We start from the raw sequence: 19,999 nt of genomic DNA, 5'->3' as shown, positions 1-19,999 counted from the left end.
AAAAGACGTCTCGCGCAAAGTGGGCCCGCGCATTAGGGTGGTTTTCATAGGGGCAGGAGAGTGATTCTGTCCGTGATCTGAGGTTTTCATGGCATCTGCGGCTGAACAACTGGCGGCCAATATGAATTTCGGAGCCTTCGCAAAGGCTAAGGATCTTCATAAACGTCTTCTTTTCACATTAGGGGCTTTGATCGTTTACCGTCTGGGGACCTATATCCCCATTCCGGGTATCGATATTGCGGCGTTTTCGCAGGCCTTTTCCGGTCAGTCGCAAGGCATTCTGGGCATGTTCAACATGTTCTCAGGGGGCGCGGTCGAGCGGATGGCTATCTTCGCTCTGAACATCATGCCCTATATCTCGGCCTCGATTATCGTTCAGCTTATGGGGTCGGTATACGGCCCCTGGGAAAAGCTGCGTAAAGAGGGTGGGGAAGCCGGTCGTAAGCAGCTTAACCAGTATACGCGCTATCTGACGCTTCTGCTGGCGCTGGTGCAGTCGTTCTCGATTGCCGCAGGGATGCAGGCGGCAAGCCCGTCTCTGGCGCTCAATCCGGGACCGATGTTCCTTATTACTACGGTGGTTACCCTGACCGGTGGTACCATGTTCCTGATGTGGCTGGGTGAGCAGATCACCGCGCGCGGCATCGGTAACGGTATTTCGCTGATCATTTTTGCCGGTATTGTCGCGGTTCTTCCGCGCACGATCACCAATCTTCTGGCCCTGTCCAAAGAAGGTCAGATCACGGCATTCATTCTGTTCTTCGTTGTGGTTGTTGTCATCGCGACCATCATCTTCATCGTCTTCATGGAACGCGCCCAGCGTCGTCTGCTGGTGCAGTATCCGAAGCGTCAGGTGGGGAACCGCATGACGGGGGGCGAATCCTCCTTCATGCCGCTTAAGGTCAACACCGCCGGTGTTATTCCGCCGATCTTTGCCTCGTCGCTTCTGCTGATGCCGACGACGGCTGCGGCCTTCCTCGGGCAAAACCCGGACAGCGTGCCCAGCTGGTTGTCGTGGCTGCCTGGCCTGACGGCGCAGCTTCATCAGGGGCAGCCGCTGTTTGTCTTCCTGTATGCCTCGCTGATCATCTTCTTCTGTTTCCTCTACACCTCGCTGGTGTTCAACCCTGAGGAAACCGCCGAGAATCTGCGTAAGTACGGGGGCTTCCTGCCGGGTATCCGTCCGGGCAAGCGTACCGCAGAATATATCGACTATGTGCTGACGCGCATTACGGTGATCGGTGCGGCCTATATTACGCTGGTCTGTCTGTTGCCGGAGTTTCTGGTCATGGGTCTTGGGAATGCCAGCTTCTATTTTGGCGGTACGTCTATCCTGATCGTGGTGACCGTGACCATGGATACGGTGGCGCAGATCCAGTCGCATCTTCTGGCGCACCAGTATGACGGCCTGATTAAAAAATCTAAGCTCAGGGGAGGGCGCGGTAAATGAATCTGGTTCTTTTCGGACCGCCAGCTGCCGGAAAGGGCACTCAGGCCAAGCGCCTGGTGGTCGCCCATAATATGGTGCAGCTTTCGACCGGCGACATGCTGCGTGCAGCCATTGCCGCCGGTTCGGAACTTGGTCAGCGCGTGAAGTCTATACTTGATACGGGCGGTCTGGTGTCGGACGACATCGTTATCGACCTGATCCGTGAGCGACTGCCTGAGGCGGAAGCCGCAGGTGGAGCCATCTTTGACGGCTTTCCACGTACCGTAGCTCAGGCGGAAGCGCTTGATGCCATGCTGGCTGAGCGCGGTTCGCAGATTGATCGCGTGGTCCGTCTGAAGGTCGACGAGACCGTGCTTCTGGAGCGCATTGAAAAGCGCTTTGCCGAAGAAGGTCGTTCAGACGACAACCCCGAATCCTATAAGGTGCGTCTGGCAGCCTATAATGCCCAGACCGCCCCTTTGCTTCCCTATTACGCGGCTCAGGGCAAATTGTCCGAAGTCGATGGCCTGGGCTCCGTTGAGGAGGTTTCAGGCCGTGTCGAGCAGGCCCTCTCGGTTCTGGTTGGCTAAATACCAAACCGGTGCGCTTTTAAGGTAACTTAGGGCGGGCCGGTGTCTATCCGCCGGGATATGTTAAGATTTCCCTTTGAAACTTGACAATATCTCACTTCTACCCATTGACGGGAGCAAAACCCTCTGTATAAGGGGCAGCTTCCGCGAAACGCATACGCGCATGTCTTTGTCGCTCATCCGGTAGGATGGAGGACGGCATACGCGTCGATTTCGTATTTTAAACGTGCTTCCAGACACGTTCAGGAGAACAAGACGTGGCCCGTATTGCAGGCGTCAATATACCGACCAACAAGCGCGTAATCATCGCGCTCCAATATATTCATGGCATCGGCGCGAAAAAGGCCGAGGAAATCGTGACCAAGGTGGGCATCGAAGACAGCCGCCGCGTCAACCAGCTTTCCGACGCCGAAGTGTTGCAGATTCGTGAAACCATCGACCGTGATTATCTGGTCGAAGGCGATCTGCGTCGCGAAGTGTCGATGAACATCAAGCGTCTTATGGACCTGGCTTGCTATCGCGGCCTGCGTCACCGTAAGGGGCTGCCTGTGCGCGGTCAGCGTACCCACACCAACGCGCGTACGCGCAAAGGCCCGGCGAAGCCTATCGCTGGCAAGAAGAAGTAATCGGGACTGACTTATGGCCAAAGAACCTTCACGCGTTAAAAAGCGCGAGCGCAAAAATATCACGTCGGGCGTAGCGCACGTTAATGCGTCCTTTAACAACACGATGATCACCATCACCGATGCACAGGGAAATGCTATTTCCTGGTCGTCAGCCGGTCACATGGGCTTCAAGGGTTCGCGTAAGTCGACCCCTTACGCTGCTCAGGTTGCCGCTGAAGATGCCGGCCGCAAGGCTATCGAGCATGGTGTGAAGACCCTCGAAGTCAGCGTTGCAGGCCCCGGTTCGGGCCGTGAATCAGCGCTTCGCGCCCTGCAGGCGGTAGGTTTCACCATCACCACTATCCGTGATGTGACCCCGATCCCGCACAATGGCTGCCGTCCGCCTAAGCGTCGTCGCGTTTAATTCTTTTTTCTACCCTTTTTACGTTGCCCTCTGAGTTAACCGGAGGGCAACCTTTATCGTCTGAGGGACGCAATGATCGAAAAAAACTGGCAACAGCTGATTCGTCCCGAGAAGCCACTGGTTGAAGCTGGTTCCGACGCCAGCCGCAAGATGCGTCTTGTGGCTGAGCCTCTGGAGCGTGGCTTTGGTGTGACGCTCGGCAATGCTTTGAGACGCGTTCTGCTCTCCTCCCTGCAAGGGGCCGCCGTGACGGCGGTACAGATCGACGGCGTGGTTCACGAATTCTCCTCCATCGAGGGTGTGCGTGAAGACGTTGTGGATATTATTCTGAACATCAAGCAACTGGCGCTGCGTCTTCATTCTGAAGGTCCGAAGCGTATGGTTCTGCGTGCGTCGAGCGCTGGTCCGGTAACGGCCGGTCAGATTGACGTGCCGTCGGATATTGAAATTCTCAATCCCGATCATGTCATCTGTACGCTGGACGAGGGCGCTAATGTGCGCATCGAGTTCACGGTTCAGAGCGGCAAGGGCTATGTGCCTGCGGATCGTCTGCGTCCGGAAGATGCACCTATCGGCCTGATCGCCGTTGATGCGCTTTATTCTCCGGTCAAGAAAGTGGCTTATCGCGTCGAGCCAACCCGTCAGGGTCAGTCGCTTGATTATGACAAGCTGATCCTTGATGTTGAAACCAATGCTGCCGTGACGCCTGTGGATGCTGTGGCCTATGCCGCACGTATTCTTCAGGACCAATTGCAAATCTTCATCACCTTTGAAGAGCCGAAGCCTGCCGTCGTCGAAGAAGGTAAGCCGGAACTGCCGTTTAATCCGGCGCTCCTCAAGAAGGTTGACGAACTGGAACTGTCGGTGCGTTCGGCTAACTGCCTGAAGAACGACAATATCGTTTACATCGGTGACCTGATCCAGAAGACGGAATCCGAAATGCTGCGTACACCGAACTTCGGTCGTAAGTCGCTGAACGAGATCAAGGAAGTTCTGTCGTCCATGGCCCTGTCGTTGGGTATGGATGTGCCGAACTGGCCGCCTGAGAACGTTGAAGATCTGGCCAAGAAGTTCGAAGACCAGATCTAAGACATTCAACAAAAAGGTCTTCGGCTGTCGCCTTAGTGTACTTTTTGGTGTAGATAATAAGGTGAAAGCCAAGCTCGGGTCGGCCCGTCGCTTGGCTTTCGCTTTTTATAGAAGCGCAATTTTATGAAATTGCGGTTTGCTTGGTGGGAAAGACCAAAACCTTGTCCCGCCAATCTCGGTCAGCTTGACCGACGTTTATGACGGACAAAGGCCATTCGGGTCGTTGTTTTTGTTCATAGGCTTGCTTTTGGGGTCGCGTACCTGCCTGAGGGCAGACGGGACTTTGGAGATTTTACTATGCGTCACGGTATGGGTCACCGTAAACTCGGCCGCACATCGGCTCACCGCACGTCCATGTTCGCCAACCAGGCGGCATCGCTGATCAAGCACGAACAGATCGTCACCACCCTGCCTAAGGCGAAGGAACTGCGTCCTTTCGTCGAGAAGCTGGTTACGCTGGCGAAATCTGGCACCCTGCATGACCGTCGTATCGCCATTTCGCGCGTACGTGACGTTAAGCAGGTCGGCAAGCTGTTCGACGTTCTGGCAGCCCGTTATGCTGACCGCAACGGCGGCTATGTCCGTATCCTGAAGGCTGGCTTCCGTCACGGCGATAACGCCCCTGTAGCGATCATCGAATTCGTTGATCGTGACGAAAGCGCCAAGGGCAAGGACTCTGGTCCGGTTGAAAACTTCGCTGAAGCTGAAGACTAGAGCGCTTTCCGAAAAGTGTGACGCACTTTTCGGATTAAAAAGCGCGTTGAAATAAAATTTAGAGCGTTGTTCCGATTCAATAAGAACGGAACAACGCTCTAAGATTTTCAGACATTCTGTCTGGCAAAAGGCTCCCGCAAGGGGGCCTTTTGTTGTTTTGGGGGAGAGGGAGGGGAGAGAAGTAAAAGAAGTAAGAAGTAAGATGCCCCACCACCCCCGCGATAAATCGCGGCTGTCCCCCTCTCCGCCAAGGCAGGGAGGAGTGAAGGGGGAGGGCTTCACGAAAAATGTGTGTGTGCGTTGTGCTAAAAAAGCGGATTATGGCCATCTAAGGTGAGAATGGGGCGAAATGCGGCAAAAACGCCTTTAGTTTCAAACGTAACGTAGCTGTGATGAGGCGTGAGTAGGCAGGGCTATCTCCATCCCCTATGTTGACAGTGTGGATTTAGAATCGATTAAGGGTTTTAAAGGCCGCGGTTTTCAAACTAGGAGGAGGGTACAATGCGTGACGATTTCGATATGACCACTGAGGTCTCCGATACGCCCGATACAACGGCTTCCCATCCGGTTTCCGAGCCGACTAACGGGGATGATGCCTATACGCCGTTCGCGGCCATGCCCATTTTGGATTCGCTTCGGGCCAGCGATTAATGTTCAGGTAATTGAGACTTCGGGCGATTGACGCTCGTGAGCAATCAGTGCCTTTTAAAAGCCTTCGGTAGTGCCGGAGGCTTTTTTCGTTGGGTTTGCGGCGATTGGTCTCAGGTTCAGGCGGTGTGAAAATGCCCTGGCGTCACATGTCTGTCGTGCTTGGGGGATAGAGGGGGCGGAATAGTCTTTATTCCGGTGAGTGTCCTATGCGTATATTCAAGAAGCTAAGTGTCTGGTTCGGGCTTTTGGCTCTGGCGGGGCTTGCGGCCTGCGCCAGTTTGCCCGATCATCCGCAGTCCCCGTCAGTGGTTGCGGCGACCCCTGAGCGGGCGGGCACAGCGGTTCCGCTTATTCTTATCTCCATAGATGGCTTTCATCCGGATTATCTGACGCGCGGCGTGACGCCCAACCTCAATGCCATCGGGCAAAAGGGTGTGTCAGCGGCCATGCGACCGTCATTCCCCAGTGTCACCTTCCCGAACCATTACACGCTGGTGACGGGATTGCGGCCTGATCATCATGGTATTGTCGGCAACACCATGCGCGATCCGCAGCGCCCTGAGCAGCGCTTTGCCCTGTCGAATGCCGAGGCGGTAACTGACCGCTTCTGGTGGGACGACGGGGTGCCGTTCTGGGTGAGCGCCGAGCAAGCCGGTATGAAGACCGGCACCATGTTCTGGCCGGGATCGGAGGCTGATATTCGCGGGGTGCGTCCGTCCTATTATGTCAAGTTCAACCAGAAGCTTCCGGGCAATGCGCGGGTTGATCAGGTTCTGGCCTGGCTTGATCTGCCAGAAGCCGAGCGTCCGCAGGCGACGACGCTTTATTTTGATATTGTCGATACCGCAGGCCATCATCACGGGCCGGACTCAGAGAGGGTCAATGAGGCTGTGGCCAGCGTTGATCAGTCGATCGGTTATCTGCTTGAGCAACTGAAGGCACGCGGACTTGAGGGCAGGGTCAATATTGTTGTGGTGTCCGATCATGGCATGTCACCGACCTCAGCGGATCGGGGGGTGTTTCTGGATGAACTTATTCCGGCGGACAGCTATCGTTTCGTGACGCTTGGCCCCGTGGCCATGCTCAATGCGGTCGACGGGCGTGACGCCGAAGTGGCGGCGGGACTGTTGAAAGATCACGAGCACATGCAGTGCTGGCGTAAGGGCGAGGTGCCGGAGCGTCTGCATTTCGGGACGCACAGACGCGTGCCTGAGTTTGTCTGTATGGCTGAGGCGCGCTGGCTGATTGCGCAGAACCGTACCAAGGGCGTGGGCTATACCGGCGGGGCGCATGGCTATGATCCCGAAAGCCCTGACATGGCCTCAAGCTTCATTGCCGCCGGGCCGGATATTCGTCAGGGTGTGGCGCTTGAGGTGTTTGATAATGTCGATGTCTATCCGTTTGTTATGCGTCTGCTGAAGCTTCAGCCGGAGCCGAATGACGGGAGCCTGAAGCTGCTGGAACCGGCCTTAAGGTAAGGAATGGACCCCTCCGTCGGCCTCGCCGCCACCTCCCCACGCCAAGCGTAGGGAGGTGGGGATGCGGTTAACCGAAAAGGGCGCTGGTGTAGATCAGGCCCTTTTTGAGTTTGGGGGGCAGACGGTTAAGTTTCCAGATCGACGGGTCTTCGAAGCCTTTAAGCGCTTTGAGATGGCGGGCGGCCAGACGGTTCAGACCGGCTTCGGACAGGGTGAGCATGAGCCAGCCATGGGCGAGCCTCAGTTCCGCAGGTTCCTGAGCGGTGGCCGACAAGACCGCTTCGGAGGCGGTTTTGAGTTCGGTTTCAACCGTATGGTCGAAATAGGTGTTGAAGTGCTGATCGGCGTCAGGGCTGTCGTCGAACAGACCGTAGTAAAGGTACTGCTCATAATGGGCCCGTGCCACAAGGGCGTACTGGCAAGGCGTGTCGGGTGTCAGGCCGGCGCGGGCGATACGGAACATGGCCTCATGTGAACCGCCCCATTTGGCCATGTGGGCCTGAAGCCGGTTCATATAGCCCGACAGGGGGACGTTATGTGCATCGAGCAGATAGGCTTCGGCCCGATTTTGCTGATCCTTGTCAACGGGGTCTATGTTAGCGGCCATATAGAGGGCAGCCGCCAGACCATTGTTAGGCGCCTGTTTCAGGGTTTCCGAGAGCACATCGAGCGCAATATTCAGGTGGTAATAGTAGTTTTCAATCTGGCACTCGCTGAGGCGGGCGGCGGTGTCCATACCTCTGTGACGGCGGGAAACGCCAAAGCGCAGGCCGCCGGAAAGTATCATGCCGGGCACATCGTTTTTGTTGGCAATGGCGGCATTCAGTGGCGTGTCCAGCGGACAGGCGTCGTAGCATAGCTTGATGAGCTCATAGGCCGTTTCGGGCGTGGCCACGGTGATAAACGCTTTGAGCGGTTCCCAGTTCCTTTGGCGAATATGCGCAAGCGCCTGCTTTGCGTTCATGACGTCCCCCCTGATTATTCCCTGTATTCACCGGTTTATCTCCGGCGTTATGCCTTGATATGGCCATTAAAGATTTTAAATTATGATGAATGAAAATGTTCCCTGACGAGATGGTGTCCATGTCCCTGAAATCGATGCTTGTGGTATCTTCGCTGGCCTTGCTGGTTGCCTGCTCACCCGACAAGGGCGTGTCGCAGGATCAGTATCAGGGGCAAGGTTTCCACGAAGCGCCTGCGCCCGCTGACCGGCGCGTGCCCGGTGATGCCGGAGCGATGAAGTCGTCTTTTTCGCCGGTCGTGAAGCAGGCGGCTCCGGCTGTGGTCAACGTCTATGCCCAGCGTGTCACCCGTCAGCAGGTCGATCCGTTCTGGAGTCTGTTCGGAGGCGGGCAGCCGCGCAGCCGTGTTGAGCAATCGCTGGGATCGGGTGTGATCGTGCGCGCCGACGGTATTGTTGTGACCAACAATCACGTCATTCAGGGCGGTCAGGAATTTATGGTCGTGCTTAATGACCGGCGCGAATTTTCGGCCAAGGTGCTGTTGGCCGATGAGCGCACCGATCTGGCTATCCTGAAACTTGAGGCCAATGGCGAGAAGTTTCCGGTGCTCAATCTCGATGACGGGCGTGACCTTGAGGTCGGTGATCTGGTGCTGGCCATCGGTAATCCGTTTGGAGTCGGGCAGACCGTGACGAACGGGATTATCTCGGCGGTGGATCGTGTCGGCGCGGGTGACGGGGCGTTTATTCAGACCGATGCTGCCATTAACCCCGGTAATTCCGGTGGGGCGCTGGTGGACATGGACGGTGATCTGATTGGTATCAACAGCTTCATCCTGTCGCGCTCAGGCTCTTCGGCGGGGGTAGGGTTCGCCATCCCGTCGGCCGTGGTGCGTCGGGCGGTGGATACCGCGCTTGGGGGGCAATCGACGCTGGTGCGGCCCTGGCTTGGGGTCAAAGGCGATGCCGTGACCTCGGATATCGCGCGCTCGCTGGGGCTTTCGAGGCCGGACGGGGTATTGGTGTCGGATATCTATGCCGGTGGGCCAGCGGACAAGGCAGGCCTGAAGACCGGCGATGTCGTTCTCACAGTCAATGGTGAGGCGGTTAATGATCCGAAGACGCTGAATTATCGGGTCAGTCTGCTTAACCCCAATGATGAGGCGGTGCTGTCGATTGTGCGTAGTGGCAAGATACAGGCCTTAAGCGCCCGCGTGGCGGCACCGGCAGCTACACCGGCCAAGGATCAGCGTGAGTTGAAGGGGAATTTCCCGCTCAATGGGGCGACGGTTGTCAATCTGTCTCCGGCACTGGCGGAAGAGATTGGCATCGATCCGTTCTCTGCCCCCAAGGGCGTGATGATCTATAGTCTGTCGGGGCGCACCTATGCGGCGGCGGCGGGCTTCCGGCCCGGCGATCTGGTGCGCGAGATTAACGGTCAGGCGGTCAATACGACAGCGCAGCTTGAGACGTTGTTGAAAGGCGGGGCCCAGCGCTGGAACATCACTATTACCCGGAATGGACGTAATATTACCGCACAGTTTTAGCAGGGCCTCAGGCCCTGCACCCATATGCCCCGAGGTTTGGGACTTCTGCCATTGTAATGGAAAGAGCCATTTGGCTCGGCTCTAACGGGTGCAGGGTCCGCGACCCTGCGACCTTGCTTGCGTTTTGCTGCGAGGATGTTCTATAGATGTTCACATGTCCGATCTGTTTCAATCTGCGGGTTTAACGCCCCCTCCACAGCCTGAAGGCTTCAAGCCGCTGGCCGAGCGTTTGCGTCCGCAAAGTCTGTCCGAGATTGTCGGGCAGGATCATTTGCTGGGCGAGGGTGGGGCGATTGCGCGGGCGGTTGAACGAGGGTTTTTACCGTCGCTGATCCTGTGGGGACCGCCGGGGGTGGGCAAAACCACTATTGCACGTCTGCTGGCGGCCAGTGTGGGTTATGAGTTCCAGCAGATTTCCGCCGTGTTTTCCGGTGTTGCTGACCTGAAAAAAGCCTTTGAGGCGGCGCAGATGCGCAAAAATCAGGGCGTGCGCTCGGTATTGTTTGTCGATGAAATCCATCGCTTCAATCGTGCGCAGCAGGACAGCTTTCTGCCCTATGTCGAGGCGGGGGTGGTGACGCTGATCGGAGCGACGACCGAGAACCCTTCGTTTGAGCTGAATGGCGCGCTGTTGTCACGCTGTCAGGTGTTTGTGCTCAAGCGGCTGGATGAGACGGCGCAGGAGAAGCTGATTGGACGGGCAGAGGCGCATTTTGGTCATCCGTTGCCGCTTGATGACGGGGCGCGGGAGACGCTTAAGGGCTTAAGTGACGGCGACGGGCGGTATTTGCTGACGCTGATTGAATCGCTTGAGGCCATGGGCTTTGAGGCACCGCTGAACAGTGAAGCGTTGTTGCAGAGTTTGCAAAAGCGCCGTCCGAATTACGATAAGGATCGGGAGGGGCATTACAATCTGATTTCGGCCCTGCATAAGTCGGTACGCGGGTCTGATCCGGATGCGGCGCTTTACTGGATGGCGCGGATGCTACAGGGCGGGGAAGATCCACTCTATATCGCGCGGCGGCTTCAGCGTATGGCCTCTGAGGATATTGGTGCGGCGGACCCTTTGTCGTTGCTGATTACCAATGCGGCCAGAGAAACCTATGAGGTTTTAGGCTCGCCCGAAGGCGAACTGGCGCTGGCGCAGGCGGTAGTGCACATGGCGTCGGCCCCGAAATCCAATGCGGTCTATACGGCGTTCAAGGCGGCGATGAAGGCGGCGGCGGATACCGGTGATCTTGATCCGCCCGAAGTCATCCGCAATGGCTCGACCAAGCTGATGAAGCAACTGGGGTATGGCGAAGGCTATATCTATGATCCTGATGATCCGGACGGGTTTTCGGGCCAAAATTACTTCCCTGACGGTATGAAGCGTCCACAGTTCTATACGCCCAAAGGTGACGGGCACGAAGGCAAGGTCAGGCAGCGGCTTGAATACTGGGCGGAATTGCGCCAGAAAAAGCAGGCCGCACAAAAGCGGTAATTTTTTAGCCCGAGAGACCCCTATGGCTTCTTTTTCTGTATTTCACTGGATCATTATAGCCTTACTGGTTTTGCCGGCGTTTTTACCCCTGTTCATCAAAAAACCAGCCGGGCCTAACCGCTTTGGGCCTCAGCCTCAGCCGCAATCTTTTGGCAGTGCCATTCAGGTGTGTATGACCAAATTTGCTGAGCGTAAGGGGCGGGCGACGCGGTCGGAATACTGGTGGTTTTATCTGTTCACCCTTCTGGCGGGATTGGGGATCGGGATAGTTGCCAGCGTTACAGGCGTCGAGGCCTTAAGCTACGCAACCTATGCCTTTACCGTACCGTCAATTTTTGCCGGTATCCGGCGTCTGCATGACATCAACCGCAGCGGGTGGTGGCTGCTGATCAGCTTTGGGTTTGGCGCATTTGTGCTGCTTTACTGGATGGTTCAGCCGTCGCAAGAGGATGAAGCGCAGCTTGCTCAGGTGTTTGAATAGAATTTCCTGTTAATGCCTTAAAAAGGCTGCGAATTTGCCTCAAGTCATCCTTATTGCGAGCCTAGTCTGTCTGCTTTTACGGTAAGCAGTGGGCGGGTTATGGATATGCACAGTCTGGGGCAGGCGGCCCTTCTTATGGTGTGGTTGGCGACAGGGATATTGCCCTTCTTTATTCGACCGGCGCACCTGCCTAACCGCTATGGTGGCCAAAGGGAGGCTGTCGGGTTTGTGCAGGCGGTAAGGGTCGGTTTTCGCAAGGCCTTTGATTACAAAGGGCGGGCGTCGCGGTCGGAATACTGGTGGTATCTGGCGGCGTTTTTAAGCGTCTATTTTACGGCGGAAATGATCGAGGAGGCTTTTGATGTCTCGTGGTTTCATGTCGCTTCGGTGATATTCATTGTGCCTTATTTTGCCGTAGCGGCGCGCCGGTTGCATGACCTTAATCGCAGCGGGTGGTGGCAGCTTATGGGGCTTGGGGTCGGGCTGTTTGTTATGTTTTTCCTGCTGGCGGAACCGGCGGCGGAAGCGGAACGACATCAGGAAGAGGTCAGGCTCTAGCCTGTTTAAGACACCCTCCTGTCCTTTTCGCCTTCGGCGCAAATGCCACCCTCCCGCAAGCCGGAGGGAGGGAGAACTAAAATTTTGGCTTGATAGTGTCGGGTTATTTTCCTCATATAGGTAAAGACTGAATAATGAAACGGGGCGGGGATGAGTGAGGCGAAGAATCTGAACGGATATCAGTTAGCGCATATACTGATACGTCTGATGGCGATCTTCATATTGGTTGATGGTCTTTACTGGGCCTTACCCACTATCGGATTTTTCATGTCCCTTACCGTCTGGGGCGATGATATGGCGGCGGCTGCCATGAATGAGCGTATGTTTATTGTAAGTCTGATCCAGCCGCTCATTAAGATAGTTGCCTGTGCTGTTCTGTGGTTCGGTAGCCGGTGGTTCAGCCAGAATATTTGTCCCGCTGAGGTTCAGGAGGTTGAGGTGCCCGTTACGGCGGATACGCTGAAATCGACAAGCATATTTATAGCTGGACTGGTGCTGCTCTATATATTTAGCAAGGGGCTGATTTCGGCATTGAATGCACCTGACAGTGGGTCTGTTTGGGCGGGGGTATTGCCTTGGGCGATTCCGATACTGATTGCCCTGAGCCTGATTCTGTTTCCGAGCGCAGTGGTCAGCGGGATAACAAAGATAGCTGGTCTTATCGGAGCCAAGCGTAACCGGTTTTAATCAGCGGAGGCCTGTTGCAGGGCGTAGTCCTGCTGGCGTAGCCTGATGCTTTCCGTGGCGGCATAGACGGCATCGGTGGCGCGATCGATGACTTCAAGGCCCGCGCCTTCGGCAATGGAGTCCACCGTCAGGATGCGGCGGAAGGCGCGCGCGCCGGGCAGGCCGTGCATCAGGCCAAGCATATGGCGGGTGATGTGGGTAAGCTTTTCACCGGCCTCAAGCTGGGCCTCGATATAGGGGCGGTAGAGGTTCAGGGCCGTAAAGGGATCGACGTCTGCGGAGCCGCCAAAGAGGCGCTGATCAACCTGACCTAACAGGGCCGGTTCGTGATAGGCCTTGCGGCCCAGCATCACGCCATCGACATGCTTAAGGTGCGTTTCGGCCTCATCGATTGTGTTAATGCCGCCATTGATCGAAATCGTCAGGTCAGGGTGGGCGCGTTTCAGCGCATAAACCAGTTCATAATTAAGCGGCGGAATGTCACGGTTTTCCTTTGGACTAAGGCCCTTGAGCCAGGCCTTGCGGGCATGGACAATAAAGGTGGTGATGCCTATCGCTTTGCAGGCCTCAACGAGGGCGAACAGGGCGGCCTCTTCGTCCTGATCATCGACGCCGATACGGCATTTGACCGTGGCGGGCAGTGATGAGCCTTCACGCAGGGCCTGCATACAGTCGGCCACAAGTTGTGGCTCACGCATCAGGCAGGCTCCGAAGCTGCCGGATTGGACGCGGTCGGACGGACAGCCGCAGTTGAGATTGATCTCGTCATAGCCATAGTCTTCGGCGATTTTGGCGACGCGATGCAATTCGTCGGGTTCTGATCCGCCGACCTGAAGGGCCAGGGGGTGTTCGCACGCATTATAGCCAATCAGACGGTCGCGGTCGCCGTGGATAATGGCCTTTGAGGTGACCATTTCCGTATAGAGCAAGGCGTTTTGCGTCAGGGTACGGTGGAAGGCGCGGCAATGCCGGTCCGTCCAGTCCATCATTGGGGCTACGGAAAAACGGTGCGAACGGGCGTAGGTGTTGGTCATTACAAAGGTACAGTGGCCACAGTTGGCGCTTCTTTAGCTGACTGTGGCCTGATTTTGTACCCTTAAGTTTCAGTCGGCGAATTTCAGGTGCTTGCCGAAGAAGGGCAGGACGTGGTTCTGAAGGCGGTCGGGCAGGCGGTTGACGTGATTGCCGTCATAGATGTCGTAGGTGTGGGTGATGCCATAGGTGGTCAGGGCCTGATGATAGGCATCGGAATCGGTCTTAAGGCCGTCTTTGTCACCCATGTCGATGGCAATAGCCTTATAGGTTTTCAGGTTCGGCACATATTGGTCGATCATGGCCAGAGGCGCATTGGCGGCCCAGCGGGCCAGCAGGGCGTGATCGGCCTCTGGGTTGCCGGTCGGCAGATCGAAATAGAGCGGGGCTTTCGACGGATTGGGCGACCAGGCGGCGGCGGAGGCCATGGTCGCGCGTTCCCAGAAACTCAAAGACGGGGATTGTGCGGGGGTCGTGACGGCCTTGAGGCGGTTCAGAACATCCTCAGGCGGGGTCTGACGCGCCGAGAGGCAGCAGGGGCTTAAAGAATAGATGGCCGCGAAATATTCGGGGTACTTCATGCCGATACGCAAGGTGCCGTAACCGCCCATAGAATGGCCTGCCAGACCGCGGCTTTCGCGGGTCGCCAGCGTGCGGTAGTTGGCGTCGATATAGGTAATCAGGTCTTTGGTGATAAAGCCTTCCCAGTTACCGGTGGTCACTGAGTTGGAATACATAGAGCCATTATGCACGGTTTGGGAATCAGGCAGGACGATGATCATGCCCTTGACGCCTGCGGCATAGGCATTGTCGATCGATTGCGGGGTGTTGATTTCCTTCGTCCAGATTTCGTTATTGATGCTGTAGCCATGCAGGGCATAGAGCACGGGATAACGTTTGTCGGGATGGCTGTGATAATCGGCAGGCAGATAGACGATCACCTTACGGTCAGGGCTATTGCCTTCGAGATTGCCCGCGATGGACGGACTGTGGACCGTGATGCGCTCGGTGATGACCTGTGCGGTGGCCGCAGTTGACAGGCCGAGCGGCAGGCCTAAAAACAGGCACAGCGCCGCAATAAACATGAAGTACTTGAAAGTGCAGCGCATCCGTAGTCCCCTGTAGTTGTTTTTTACAGACTAGACTGAAGATGCGCCGCTTCTCAAGGATAATCGCCTAAAGCACGCCAAGCATCTGGGCGACCAGCGGGTGACGAACAATGTCGCCGTCGGCCAGACGCACGACCTTGATGGTCTCAACGGCCTCGAACTTATCGGCGACATCCGCAAGACCGGACAGGCCCGGCAGCAGGTCGGACTGGTTCGGGTCACCGGTCACCACCATGGTCGAGTTCCAACCCAGTCGCGTCAGCAGCATCTTAAGCTGGGTGTAGGTGCAGTTCTGGGCTTCGTCGATGACGACAAAGGCATTGTTCAGAGTCCGCCCGCGCATGTAGCCGACGGGGGCGATCTCGATCAGGCCTTCCTGAATAAGGGCCTTTACGCGCTTCATGCTCAGGCGGTCGGTCAGGGCATCATAGAGCGGGCGCAGATAGGGGGCGAGTTTGTCCTCCATATCACCGGGCAGGTAACCGATGGACTCACCGGCCTCGACGGCGGGGCGCGACAGGACGATACGCCCGACCTTACCCGCCTCAAGGGCTTCGACGGCCTTGGCGATGGCGAGGTAAGTCTTGCCGGTGCCTGCGGGGCCAAGCGCCAGCACCAGATTTTTTTCGTCTATGGCATTGAGGAGGGCGGCCTGACCTTCGGATTTCGGTTTGATGGTTTTGACATAGCTCTGGTCCCTGTCTTCGTTGGCTGAGGCGCCCATGGGTGACCAGCTTCCGTGATTGACGCTGATGCGGCGCACCTTGGTGTCGCTGGCATATTCCTGCGCATCGAGTGTGCCTTCACGCAGATAACGTTTGGTAGAACGCTTGGTCATAACGGGCCTCCTGATGAAATGGGGAATGAGGCATAAAAAAAGACGACACCGGAAACGGGATCGTCTTTGCGTATGCGTATTGTACAAAAAGCAGGGCAGTGGCCGGTGGGGGCGTCGCATCCATACGGCCAGACCGCAGAAGGCGGCAGGGCTAAGGGGGGAAGCGGTGTACTCAGACAGGCCACGGGTAACCTCATGGATAAGGTAGGGTGCGGGCTTTAGCCAGCCTATGGAGGAGATACCGATTCCCTGCCAAAGACAGTATGAGATTTGCGCGAAATGGTTAGCGACGCATTAACCTTAAGTAACGATGCAGTTACGTTTTGACGAAGTTTGTGTGACAAGGGGGAGGGGGCAGATTGTATAGGGAGTGTGGAATGCCGCTATATGCTTTGGAAGATAAGGCCCCGCAGGTCGGCGAAGGTGGCTGGATTGCGCCGTCGGCGGATGTCATCGGTGATGTGCGGCTGGGGGCGGAGGTCAGCGTCTGGTTTCAGGCGGTGATACGCGGCGATAATGAGCCGGTGACCATTGGGGCCCAGAGCAATATTCAGGACGCCGCGGTGCTGCATTCCGATCCCGGTTGTCCGCTGGTGATCGGCGAGGGGGTAACCGTTGGCCACAAGGCTATGCTGCATGGCTGTATCATTAGGGACAACAGCCTGATCGGGATTAATGCCGTGGTGCTTAATCGGGCGCAGATCGGGCGCAATACGATTGTCGGGGCGGGGGCATTGGTGCCCGAAGGCAAGGTCTATCCGGACGGGGTGCTGCTTCTGGGGTCACCGGCGCGGGTGGTGCGTGAACTGACCGAGGCACAGATATCAACACTAAGGGTATCTGCGGCGCATTATGTCGCTAACGGCAAGCGGTTTAAGGGCGGGCTGAAAGCGATTGACTGATGTGGGTTGAGGCATGGACGGCGCTTGAGAAACAGGCCTGAAGCAGATAGCCGCCGGTCGATGCTTCCCAGTCAAGCATTTCGCCTATGGCATAGACGCGCGGCAGGGCCTTCAGTTCCAGTGTGTCCGTGAGGTCATCGAAGCGGAGGCCGCCCGCCGAGGATATGGCGCGCTCAAGCGATTGCGTGCCGGTCAGCCTGAGCGGCAGGGCCTTTATTGATTGCGCAAGGTCGCTGAGGTTGCCGCAATCGCGCAGCAGGGCAATATGCAGGGGCGACAGGTTCAGGGCCTTGCGCAGGCGGTTGCTCAGGCTTTGGTGTGTCGGGACGCGGGCGAGTTTGTCCGTGACCTGCCCGACGCTGAGCTCGGGACGCAGGTCAAGGAACAGGGTAACGGGCGTAGTGGTTTCCAGCGCATCGCGCAGGGCGGCGCTGAGGGCATAGACGGCACCGCCTTCGATGCCGTCGCGGGTGATCATCAGTTCGCCCTGACGGCTGTGTTCACCAAAGGTCAGGCGGATGTTTTTCAGCGGCTGACCGGCGAAGCGGGCGCGGAAGATGTCGCTCCATTGGGTCAGAAAGCCCATATTGGCGGGTCGGAACGGGGCGATAGTGATGCCCCTGGCACCCAGGTGAGCGGCCCAGCCGCCATCGGCACCGAGACGCGGCCAGCTGGCGCCGCCTAATGCCAGAACCGTTATGTCGGGTGTGACGCGACGGGTTTCGCTATTGTGCGAAAAGACCAGAGCGGTGTCGTCAAAGCCTTGCCAGTCATGGCGCAGATGCAGGCATACGCCCTGAGCGGACAGGCGATTGAGCCAGGCCCTCAGGAGGGGCGAGGCCTTGAGGGCTTTGGGGAAGACGCGGCCACTTGAGCCGACAAAGGTCTCTGCCCCCAAACCATCGGCCCAGTTGCGCAGATCCTGCGGTGAAAAGGCCTCGATCATGGGGCGCAGGCGCTCGGCAGTTGCGCCGTAGCGCGTGAGGAAAGTCTCAGGCGCTTCGGAATGGGTGAGGTTTAGTCCGCCGCGACCGGCCATGAGAAATTTACGCGCCACAGACGGCATACGGTCATAGATATCGACGGGAAACCCTTTGGCGCTGAGGCGTTCGGCCAGCATCAGACCGGCAGGGCCTGCGCCAATTACGGCAATCTGAGGGGGGCTGGAAAGGGGCGACATGAGGCTGTGTACGCAGGATCGCTTTTTTTGGCAACGCCTCTTTCGTGGCGCTGTATAATTATTATTTATTAAAATTTAAAAGATAATCAATTTTTCTTTTAGAGTTTAGCGGCATAGGGTGTGGTTCGTAACAGTCATAAAGGAGACAGGTCATGCGGTTGGCAGCGAAAACATTATCTTACGGTCTGGTGCACGTGGTGGTCGCCGCGAGTGTGGCCTATGTGCTGACCGGAAGCTGGGCGATTGCTTTGGGCATTGGCTTGCTGGAGCCGGTGGTCCAGACGCTGGTCTTTCCGCTGCATGAGAAGCTTTGGGAGCGGAAAGAGGCTCCCAAGGCAACAGAGGTGGTCTGGGCGCAGGCAAGCAAGCGGATGGGCTAAAGTTTCTGGTTATATTATTTGCGCGCATATGATAATGAGAATTATTATTATTTATAGACGGTAAGTGATCAAACCATAGGGGGAAGCGTAATTGTTATTTTATGCCGGTTTCCCCCTTAATGCGAAGGCTAACGCCCGTCTTTTTTGCGTCGGTTCAGAGGTAGTATGCGCCTGTTATTTAAAACACTAAGCTATGGGATTGTGCATATTGGTGTGGCCACGACGGTTGCCTATGTTTTGACGGGGAACTGGATGATTGCCGTCGGTATCGGCTTGCTTGAGCCGATTGTTCAGACGCTGGTGTTTCCGCTGCATGAATGGCTGTGGGAGCGGAAGAAGGGCGGAAAGATACGCCTGTTTCATACCCATTAGAGGTGCCCATTAGGGGGTGCCCCCATTAGGAGTAAAGGCGCAGCGCAGGGACAGAAGGCATAAGAGTGGCTTGTTTTTAGCCACATTCTGGCAATATGTTACTTATTCATTTTTATAGGAGGCTTTTTCATGAAACGTATGGTTCTGGTTTCACTTCTGGCGCTTTTCCCGCTGCTTACGGCCTGCAACACCATTCAGGGTGTGGGACGCGATGTCACTAAGGTCGGTGAAGTTCTGGAAGACGCGACGACCTGAGGTGTCTGTGCTGACGCGGCGTCTGCTGCTGGCGGGGCTTGGGGTTGGCTGTGCTCTGCCAACCCTTTCCCAGCCCATAAGTGCCGCAGCCTCGCGGGTTAAGACATTCATTGTCCATGCCAAAGCCCAGACCAGGGAACGGGTGGTGTATGATCCGGCCTATCGCCGTATTCCCTATCCTATGGGCGATGTGCCGCTGAATACCGGCGTCTGCACGGACGTGGTTATCCGCGCCTATCGCGCTCTGGGCATAGATCTGCAACAGCTTGTGCATGAGGATATGAAGGCGCATTTTGCGCTCTATCCGAAAATATGGGGCCTGAAACGGCCTGATCCGAATATTGATCATCGACGGGTGCCGAATCTTGAGACCTTTTTCAATCGGTTTGCCGAGGGGCGGGCAAGGTCAAAACGGCCCGAAGATTATCAGCCGGGAGATCTGGTGACCTGTCGGTTGCCGGGCAATTTGCCGCATATCATGATCGTTAGCGACGAACTGGTTTTTCTCAGCCAGAACCGCTATCAGATTATTCATAATGTCGGCGCAGGCCCCAAGCAGGAAGATCGTTTATTCAGCTATGACATCACCGGACACTACCGCTACAGGCTCTGAGCCGATTATCACGCAGCAGGGATCACGCGCCTTGCTCAATTTTTTCAAGACAGCGCGCACCCATTATCTCAATCAGTATCGCTCGTTTATTGAACATCAACGCAGCAGCGGTCGCGTCGGTGAGGCCGAAGTTCTGCTTGAGACGGATGATACGCGTCTGCTGGACGGGCTTCTGGTGGCGGATTATTGTTTCACCGGCCCTGAAGATGCCAGTGTTGTCCGCTTTGAGCCGACGCGCGGGTTGCAGTTCAATCCGGTGGAAGTCCTGCTTAACGGGGCGCAGATCATTATTGCACAACTGCGCTGGGATGAGGTGGTGATTACCTCGGATACGCCTTTACCGGACGCCGACAGCCTGCGTCCGTGGTTTGACGCCTTCCTTGAGCCGCAGGACGTGCCGGAGGATCATCATGAGCCGCTGGCCTATGTGCTGCATTCCGTGGCGTTTGAAGAAGGCAAGTTGATTATTGATCTGGGGTCTGCGCCGACTGAGGCCTTGTTTGAGTTATTACTAAGGCTCATTCAGGGCGGGGCCAAAGAGATAAGGGTAGCATAGGGGGATTGCCCCCTCCGGCGCAACAAGTCCGCCACCTCCCCCGTAAACAGGGGAGGATGATAGGG

General features: G+C 56.5%; 24 protein-coding genes. 19 read left to right on the top strand and 5 right to left on the bottom strand.

Annotation, left to right across the window (positions count from 1 at the left end; all coding sequences use genetic code 11):
* Positions 1–88: 88 nt before the first annotated feature.
* The 8 genes from secY to E5201_RS08350 all read left to right on the top strand — a co-directional run bounded on the left by secY (position 89) and on the right by E5201_RS08350 (position 6,980).
* A complete protein-coding gene (gene secY / locus E5201_RS08380; protein ID WP_140985593.1) occupies positions 89–1,450 on the top strand; it encodes a preprotein translocase subunit SecY in 1,362 nt (453 codons plus the stop codon).
* Positions 1,447–2,019, top strand: a complete 573-nt coding sequence (locus E5201_RS08375) for an adenylate kinase (RefSeq protein WP_140985592.1) — start codon at positions 1,447–1,449, stop codon at positions 2,017–2,019. The genes secY and E5201_RS08375 overlap by 4 nt, the downstream gene beginning before the upstream one ends.
* A 257-nt stretch (positions 2,020–2,276) precedes the next feature.
* Entirely contained in the window at positions 2,277–2,645 is a 369-nt protein-coding gene (gene rpsM, locus E5201_RS08370) for a 30S ribosomal protein S13 (protein WP_140985591.1), read from the top strand.
* A 13-nt stretch (positions 2,646–2,658) separates the two neighbouring features.
* Positions 2,659–3,048 (top strand): 30S ribosomal protein S11, encoded by a 390-nt coding sequence (gene rpsK / locus E5201_RS08365; protein WP_140985590.1) that lies wholly within the window; start codon positions 2,659–2,661, stop codon positions 3,046–3,048.
* Between the two features lie 72 nt (positions 3,049–3,120).
* Positions 3,121–4,137, top strand: a complete 1,017-nt coding sequence (locus E5201_RS08360) for a DNA-directed RNA polymerase subunit alpha (protein ID WP_140985589.1) — start codon at positions 3,121–3,123, stop codon at positions 4,135–4,137.
* Positions 4,138–4,434: 297 nt separating this feature from the next.
* Complete coding sequence (gene rplQ, locus E5201_RS08355; RefSeq protein ID WP_140985588.1) at positions 4,435–4,851, top strand: 50S ribosomal protein L17; 417 nt, start codon at positions 4,435–4,437, stop codon at positions 4,849–4,851.
* 501 nt (positions 4,852–5,352) lie between these two features.
* Positions 5,353–5,502 carry a hypothetical protein gene (locus tag E5201_RS14780; RefSeq protein WP_181404573.1) on the top strand — a complete coding sequence of 50 codons (150 nt, stop codon included), beginning with the start codon at positions 5,353–5,355 and terminating at the stop codon, positions 5,500–5,502.
* 206 nt (positions 5,503–5,708) lie between these two features.
* The gene (locus tag E5201_RS08350; RefSeq protein ID WP_140985587.1) at positions 5,709–6,980 is read left to right on the top strand and encodes an alkaline phosphatase family protein; all 1,272 of its coding nucleotides are present in this window, start codon (positions 5,709–5,711) and stop codon (positions 6,978–6,980) included.
* Positions 6,981–7,047: 67 nt separating this feature from the next.
* Here the strand turns inward: E5201_RS08350 and E5201_RS08345 are convergent, their stop codons facing one another.
* Entirely contained in the window at positions 7,048–7,944 is an 897-nt protein-coding gene (locus E5201_RS08345) for a hypothetical protein (RefSeq protein WP_140985586.1), read from the bottom strand.
* Between the two features lie 119 nt (positions 7,945–8,063).
* Between E5201_RS08345 and E5201_RS08340 the strand changes: the two genes are divergently transcribed.
* From E5201_RS08340 to E5201_RS08320, 5 genes are all read left to right on the top strand, one after another.
* The gene (locus E5201_RS08340; RefSeq protein WP_140985585.1) at positions 8,064–9,488 is read left to right on the top strand and encodes a Do family serine endopeptidase; all 1,425 of its coding nucleotides are present in this window, start codon (positions 8,064–8,066) and stop codon (positions 9,486–9,488) included.
* A 154-nt stretch (positions 9,489–9,642) separates the two neighbouring features.
* Positions 9,643–10,971: a replication-associated recombination protein A gene (locus tag E5201_RS08335; protein WP_140985584.1), complete on the top strand. Its 1,329-nt coding sequence runs from the start codon at positions 9,643–9,645 to the stop codon at positions 10,969–10,971.
* A gap of 172 nt (positions 10,972–11,143) precedes the next feature.
* Positions 11,144–11,452: a DUF805 domain-containing protein gene (locus tag E5201_RS08330; RefSeq protein WP_181404572.1), complete on the top strand. Its 309-nt coding sequence runs from the start codon at positions 11,144–11,146 to the stop codon at positions 11,450–11,452.
* A gap of 99 nt (positions 11,453–11,551) precedes the next feature.
* Positions 11,552–12,010 (top strand): DUF805 domain-containing protein, encoded by a 459-nt coding sequence (locus E5201_RS08325; RefSeq protein ID WP_140985582.1) that lies wholly within the window; start codon positions 11,552–11,554, stop codon positions 12,008–12,010.
* A gap of 150 nt (positions 12,011–12,160) precedes the next feature.
* Positions 12,161–12,697 carry a hypothetical protein gene (locus tag E5201_RS08320; protein WP_140985581.1) on the top strand — a complete coding sequence of 179 codons (537 nt, stop codon included), beginning with the start codon at positions 12,161–12,163 and terminating at the stop codon, positions 12,695–12,697.
* On the opposite strand, the gene dusA is transcribed toward E5201_RS08320, so the two are convergent.
* The 3 genes from dusA to E5201_RS08305 form a co-directional block, all read right to left on the bottom strand.
* On the bottom strand, positions 12,694–13,731 hold the full coding sequence (gene dusA, locus E5201_RS08315) for a tRNA dihydrouridine(20/20a) synthase DusA (protein WP_140985580.1): 1,038 nt from the start codon (positions 13,729–13,731) through the stop codon (positions 12,694–12,696). The two genes, E5201_RS08320 and dusA, sit on opposite strands and share 4 nt — an antisense overlap.
* A 69-nt stretch (positions 13,732–13,800) precedes the next feature.
* Complete coding sequence (locus E5201_RS08310; protein WP_246050499.1) at positions 13,801–14,838, bottom strand: alpha/beta hydrolase; 1,038 nt, start codon at positions 14,836–14,838, stop codon at positions 13,801–13,803.
* A gap of 67 nt (positions 14,839–14,905) precedes the next feature.
* Positions 14,906–15,676, bottom strand: coding sequence for a PhoH family protein (locus E5201_RS08305; RefSeq protein WP_140985579.1), 771 nt, complete (start codon positions 15,674–15,676; stop codon positions 14,906–14,908).
* A 377-nt stretch (positions 15,677–16,053) separates the two neighbouring features.
* Between E5201_RS08305 and E5201_RS08300 the strand changes: the two genes are divergently transcribed.
* Positions 16,054–16,578 carry a gamma carbonic anhydrase family protein gene (locus E5201_RS08300; RefSeq protein WP_140985578.1) on the top strand — a complete coding sequence of 175 codons (525 nt, stop codon included), beginning with the start codon at positions 16,054–16,056 and terminating at the stop codon, positions 16,576–16,578.
* Here the strand turns inward: E5201_RS08300 and E5201_RS08295 are convergent.
* Positions 16,550–17,758, bottom strand: coding sequence for a BaiN/RdsA family NAD(P)/FAD-dependent oxidoreductase (locus tag E5201_RS08295; protein WP_140985577.1), 1,209 nt, complete (start codon positions 17,756–17,758; stop codon positions 16,550–16,552). The two genes, E5201_RS08300 and E5201_RS08295, sit on opposite strands and share 29 nt — an antisense overlap.
* Positions 17,759–17,910: 152 nt before the next feature.
* Here E5201_RS08295 and E5201_RS08290 point away from each other — a divergent pair, with 152 nt between their 5' ends.
* The 5 genes from E5201_RS08290 (at position 17,911) to E5201_RS08270 (ending at position 19,934) form a co-directional block, all read left to right on the top strand.
* Positions 17,911–18,138 (top strand): DUF2061 domain-containing protein, encoded by a 228-nt coding sequence (locus E5201_RS08290; RefSeq protein ID WP_140985576.1) that lies wholly within the window; start codon positions 17,911–17,913, stop codon positions 18,136–18,138.
* A 165-nt stretch (positions 18,139–18,303) separates the two neighbouring features.
* Positions 18,304–18,510: a DUF2061 domain-containing protein gene (locus tag E5201_RS08285; RefSeq protein ID WP_140985575.1), complete on the top strand. Its 207-nt coding sequence runs from the start codon at positions 18,304–18,306 to the stop codon at positions 18,508–18,510.
* Positions 18,511–18,639: 129 nt separating this feature from the next.
* Complete coding sequence (locus tag E5201_RS08280; RefSeq protein ID WP_140985574.1) at positions 18,640–18,765, top strand: entericidin A/B family lipoprotein; 126 nt, start codon at positions 18,640–18,642, stop codon at positions 18,763–18,765.
* On the top strand, positions 18,722–19,378 hold the full coding sequence (locus tag E5201_RS08275; RefSeq protein ID WP_140985573.1) for a DUF1287 domain-containing protein: 657 nt from the start codon (positions 18,722–18,724) through the stop codon (positions 19,376–19,378). The genes E5201_RS08280 and E5201_RS08275 overlap by 44 nt, the downstream gene beginning before the upstream one ends.
* On the top strand, positions 19,344–19,934 hold the full coding sequence (locus E5201_RS08270; RefSeq protein WP_140985572.1) for a hypothetical protein: 591 nt from the start codon (positions 19,344–19,346) through the stop codon (positions 19,932–19,934). The genes E5201_RS08275 and E5201_RS08270 overlap by 35 nt, the downstream gene beginning before the upstream one ends.
* The last annotated feature ends 65 nt before the right edge of the window (positions 19,935–19,999 follow it).

This window comes from Asticcacaulis tiandongensis, from assembly GCF_006475605.1.
Taxonomy (GTDB): Bacteria; Pseudomonadota; Alphaproteobacteria; order Caulobacterales; family Caulobacteraceae; genus Asticcacaulis; species Asticcacaulis tiandongensis.
The sequence above is the reverse complement of the archived record's forward strand: the minus strand, read 5'-3'. Positions and strand labels throughout refer to the sequence as shown.

Excerpts from the sequence above, each read along its gene's own strand:
- secY (WP_140985593.1), top strand. The coding sequence starts at position 89 with ATGGCATCTGCGGCTGAACAACTGGCGGCCAATATGAATTTCGGAGCC.
- E5201_RS08375 (WP_140985592.1), top strand. The coding sequence starts at position 1,447 with ATGAATCTGGTTCTTTTCGGACCGCCAGCTGCCGGAAAGGGCACTCAG.
- rpsK (WP_140985590.1), top strand. The coding sequence starts at position 2,659 with ATGGCCAAAGAACCTTCACGCGTTAAAAAGCGCGAGCGCAAAAATATC.
- E5201_RS08360 (WP_140985589.1), top strand. The coding sequence starts at position 3,121 with ATGATCGAAAAAAACTGGCAACAGCTGATTCGTCCCGAGAAGCCACTG.
- rplQ (WP_140985588.1), top strand. The coding sequence starts at position 4,435 with ATGCGTCACGGTATGGGTCACCGTAAACTCGGCCGCACATCGGCTCAC.
- E5201_RS14780 (WP_181404573.1), top strand. The coding sequence starts at position 5,353 with ATGCGTGACGATTTCGATATGACCACTGAGGTCTCCGATACGCCCGAT.
- E5201_RS08350 (WP_140985587.1), top strand. The coding sequence starts at position 5,709 with ATGCGTATATTCAAGAAGCTAAGTGTCTGGTTCGGGCTTTTGGCTCTG.
- E5201_RS08345 (WP_140985586.1), bottom strand. The coding sequence starts at position 7,944 with ATGAACGCAAAGCAGGCGCTTGCGCATATTCGCCAAAGGAACTGGGAA.
- E5201_RS08340 (WP_140985585.1), top strand. The coding sequence starts at position 8,064 with ATGTCCCTGAAATCGATGCTTGTGGTATCTTCGCTGGCCTTGCTGGTT.
- E5201_RS08335 (WP_140985584.1), top strand. The coding sequence starts at position 9,643 with ATGTCCGATCTGTTTCAATCTGCGGGTTTAACGCCCCCTCCACAGCCT.
- E5201_RS08330 (WP_181404572.1), top strand. The coding sequence starts at position 11,144 with ATGACCAAATTTGCTGAGCGTAAGGGGCGGGCGACGCGGTCGGAATAC.
- E5201_RS08325 (WP_140985582.1), top strand. The coding sequence starts at position 11,552 with ATGGATATGCACAGTCTGGGGCAGGCGGCCCTTCTTATGGTGTGGTTG.
- E5201_RS08320 (WP_140985581.1), top strand. The coding sequence starts at position 12,161 with ATGAGTGAGGCGAAGAATCTGAACGGATATCAGTTAGCGCATATACTG.
- dusA (WP_140985580.1), bottom strand. The coding sequence starts at position 13,731 with ATGACCAACACCTACGCCCGTTCGCACCGTTTTTCCGTAGCCCCAATG.
- E5201_RS08310 (WP_246050499.1), bottom strand. The coding sequence starts at position 14,838 with ATGCGCTGCACTTTCAAGTACTTCATGTTTATTGCGGCGCTGTGCCTG.
- E5201_RS08305 (WP_140985579.1), bottom strand. The coding sequence starts at position 15,676 with ATGACCAAGCGTTCTACCAAACGTTATCTGCGTGAAGGCACACTCGAT.
- E5201_RS08300 (WP_140985578.1), top strand. The coding sequence starts at position 16,054 with ATGCCGCTATATGCTTTGGAAGATAAGGCCCCGCAGGTCGGCGAAGGT.
- E5201_RS08295 (WP_140985577.1), bottom strand. The coding sequence starts at position 17,758 with ATGTCGCCCCTTTCCAGCCCCCCTCAGATTGCCGTAATTGGCGCAGGC.
- E5201_RS08290 (WP_140985576.1), top strand. The coding sequence starts at position 17,911 with ATGCGGTTGGCAGCGAAAACATTATCTTACGGTCTGGTGCACGTGGTG.
- E5201_RS08285 (WP_140985575.1), top strand. The coding sequence starts at position 18,304 with ATGCGCCTGTTATTTAAAACACTAAGCTATGGGATTGTGCATATTGGT.
- E5201_RS08280 (WP_140985574.1), top strand. The coding sequence starts at position 18,640 with ATGAAACGTATGGTTCTGGTTTCACTTCTGGCGCTTTTCCCGCTGCTT.
- E5201_RS08275 (WP_140985573.1), top strand. The coding sequence starts at position 18,722 with ATGTCACTAAGGTCGGTGAAGTTCTGGAAGACGCGACGACCTGAGGTG.
- E5201_RS08270 (WP_140985572.1), top strand. The coding sequence starts at position 19,344 with ATGACATCACCGGACACTACCGCTACAGGCTCTGAGCCGATTATCACG.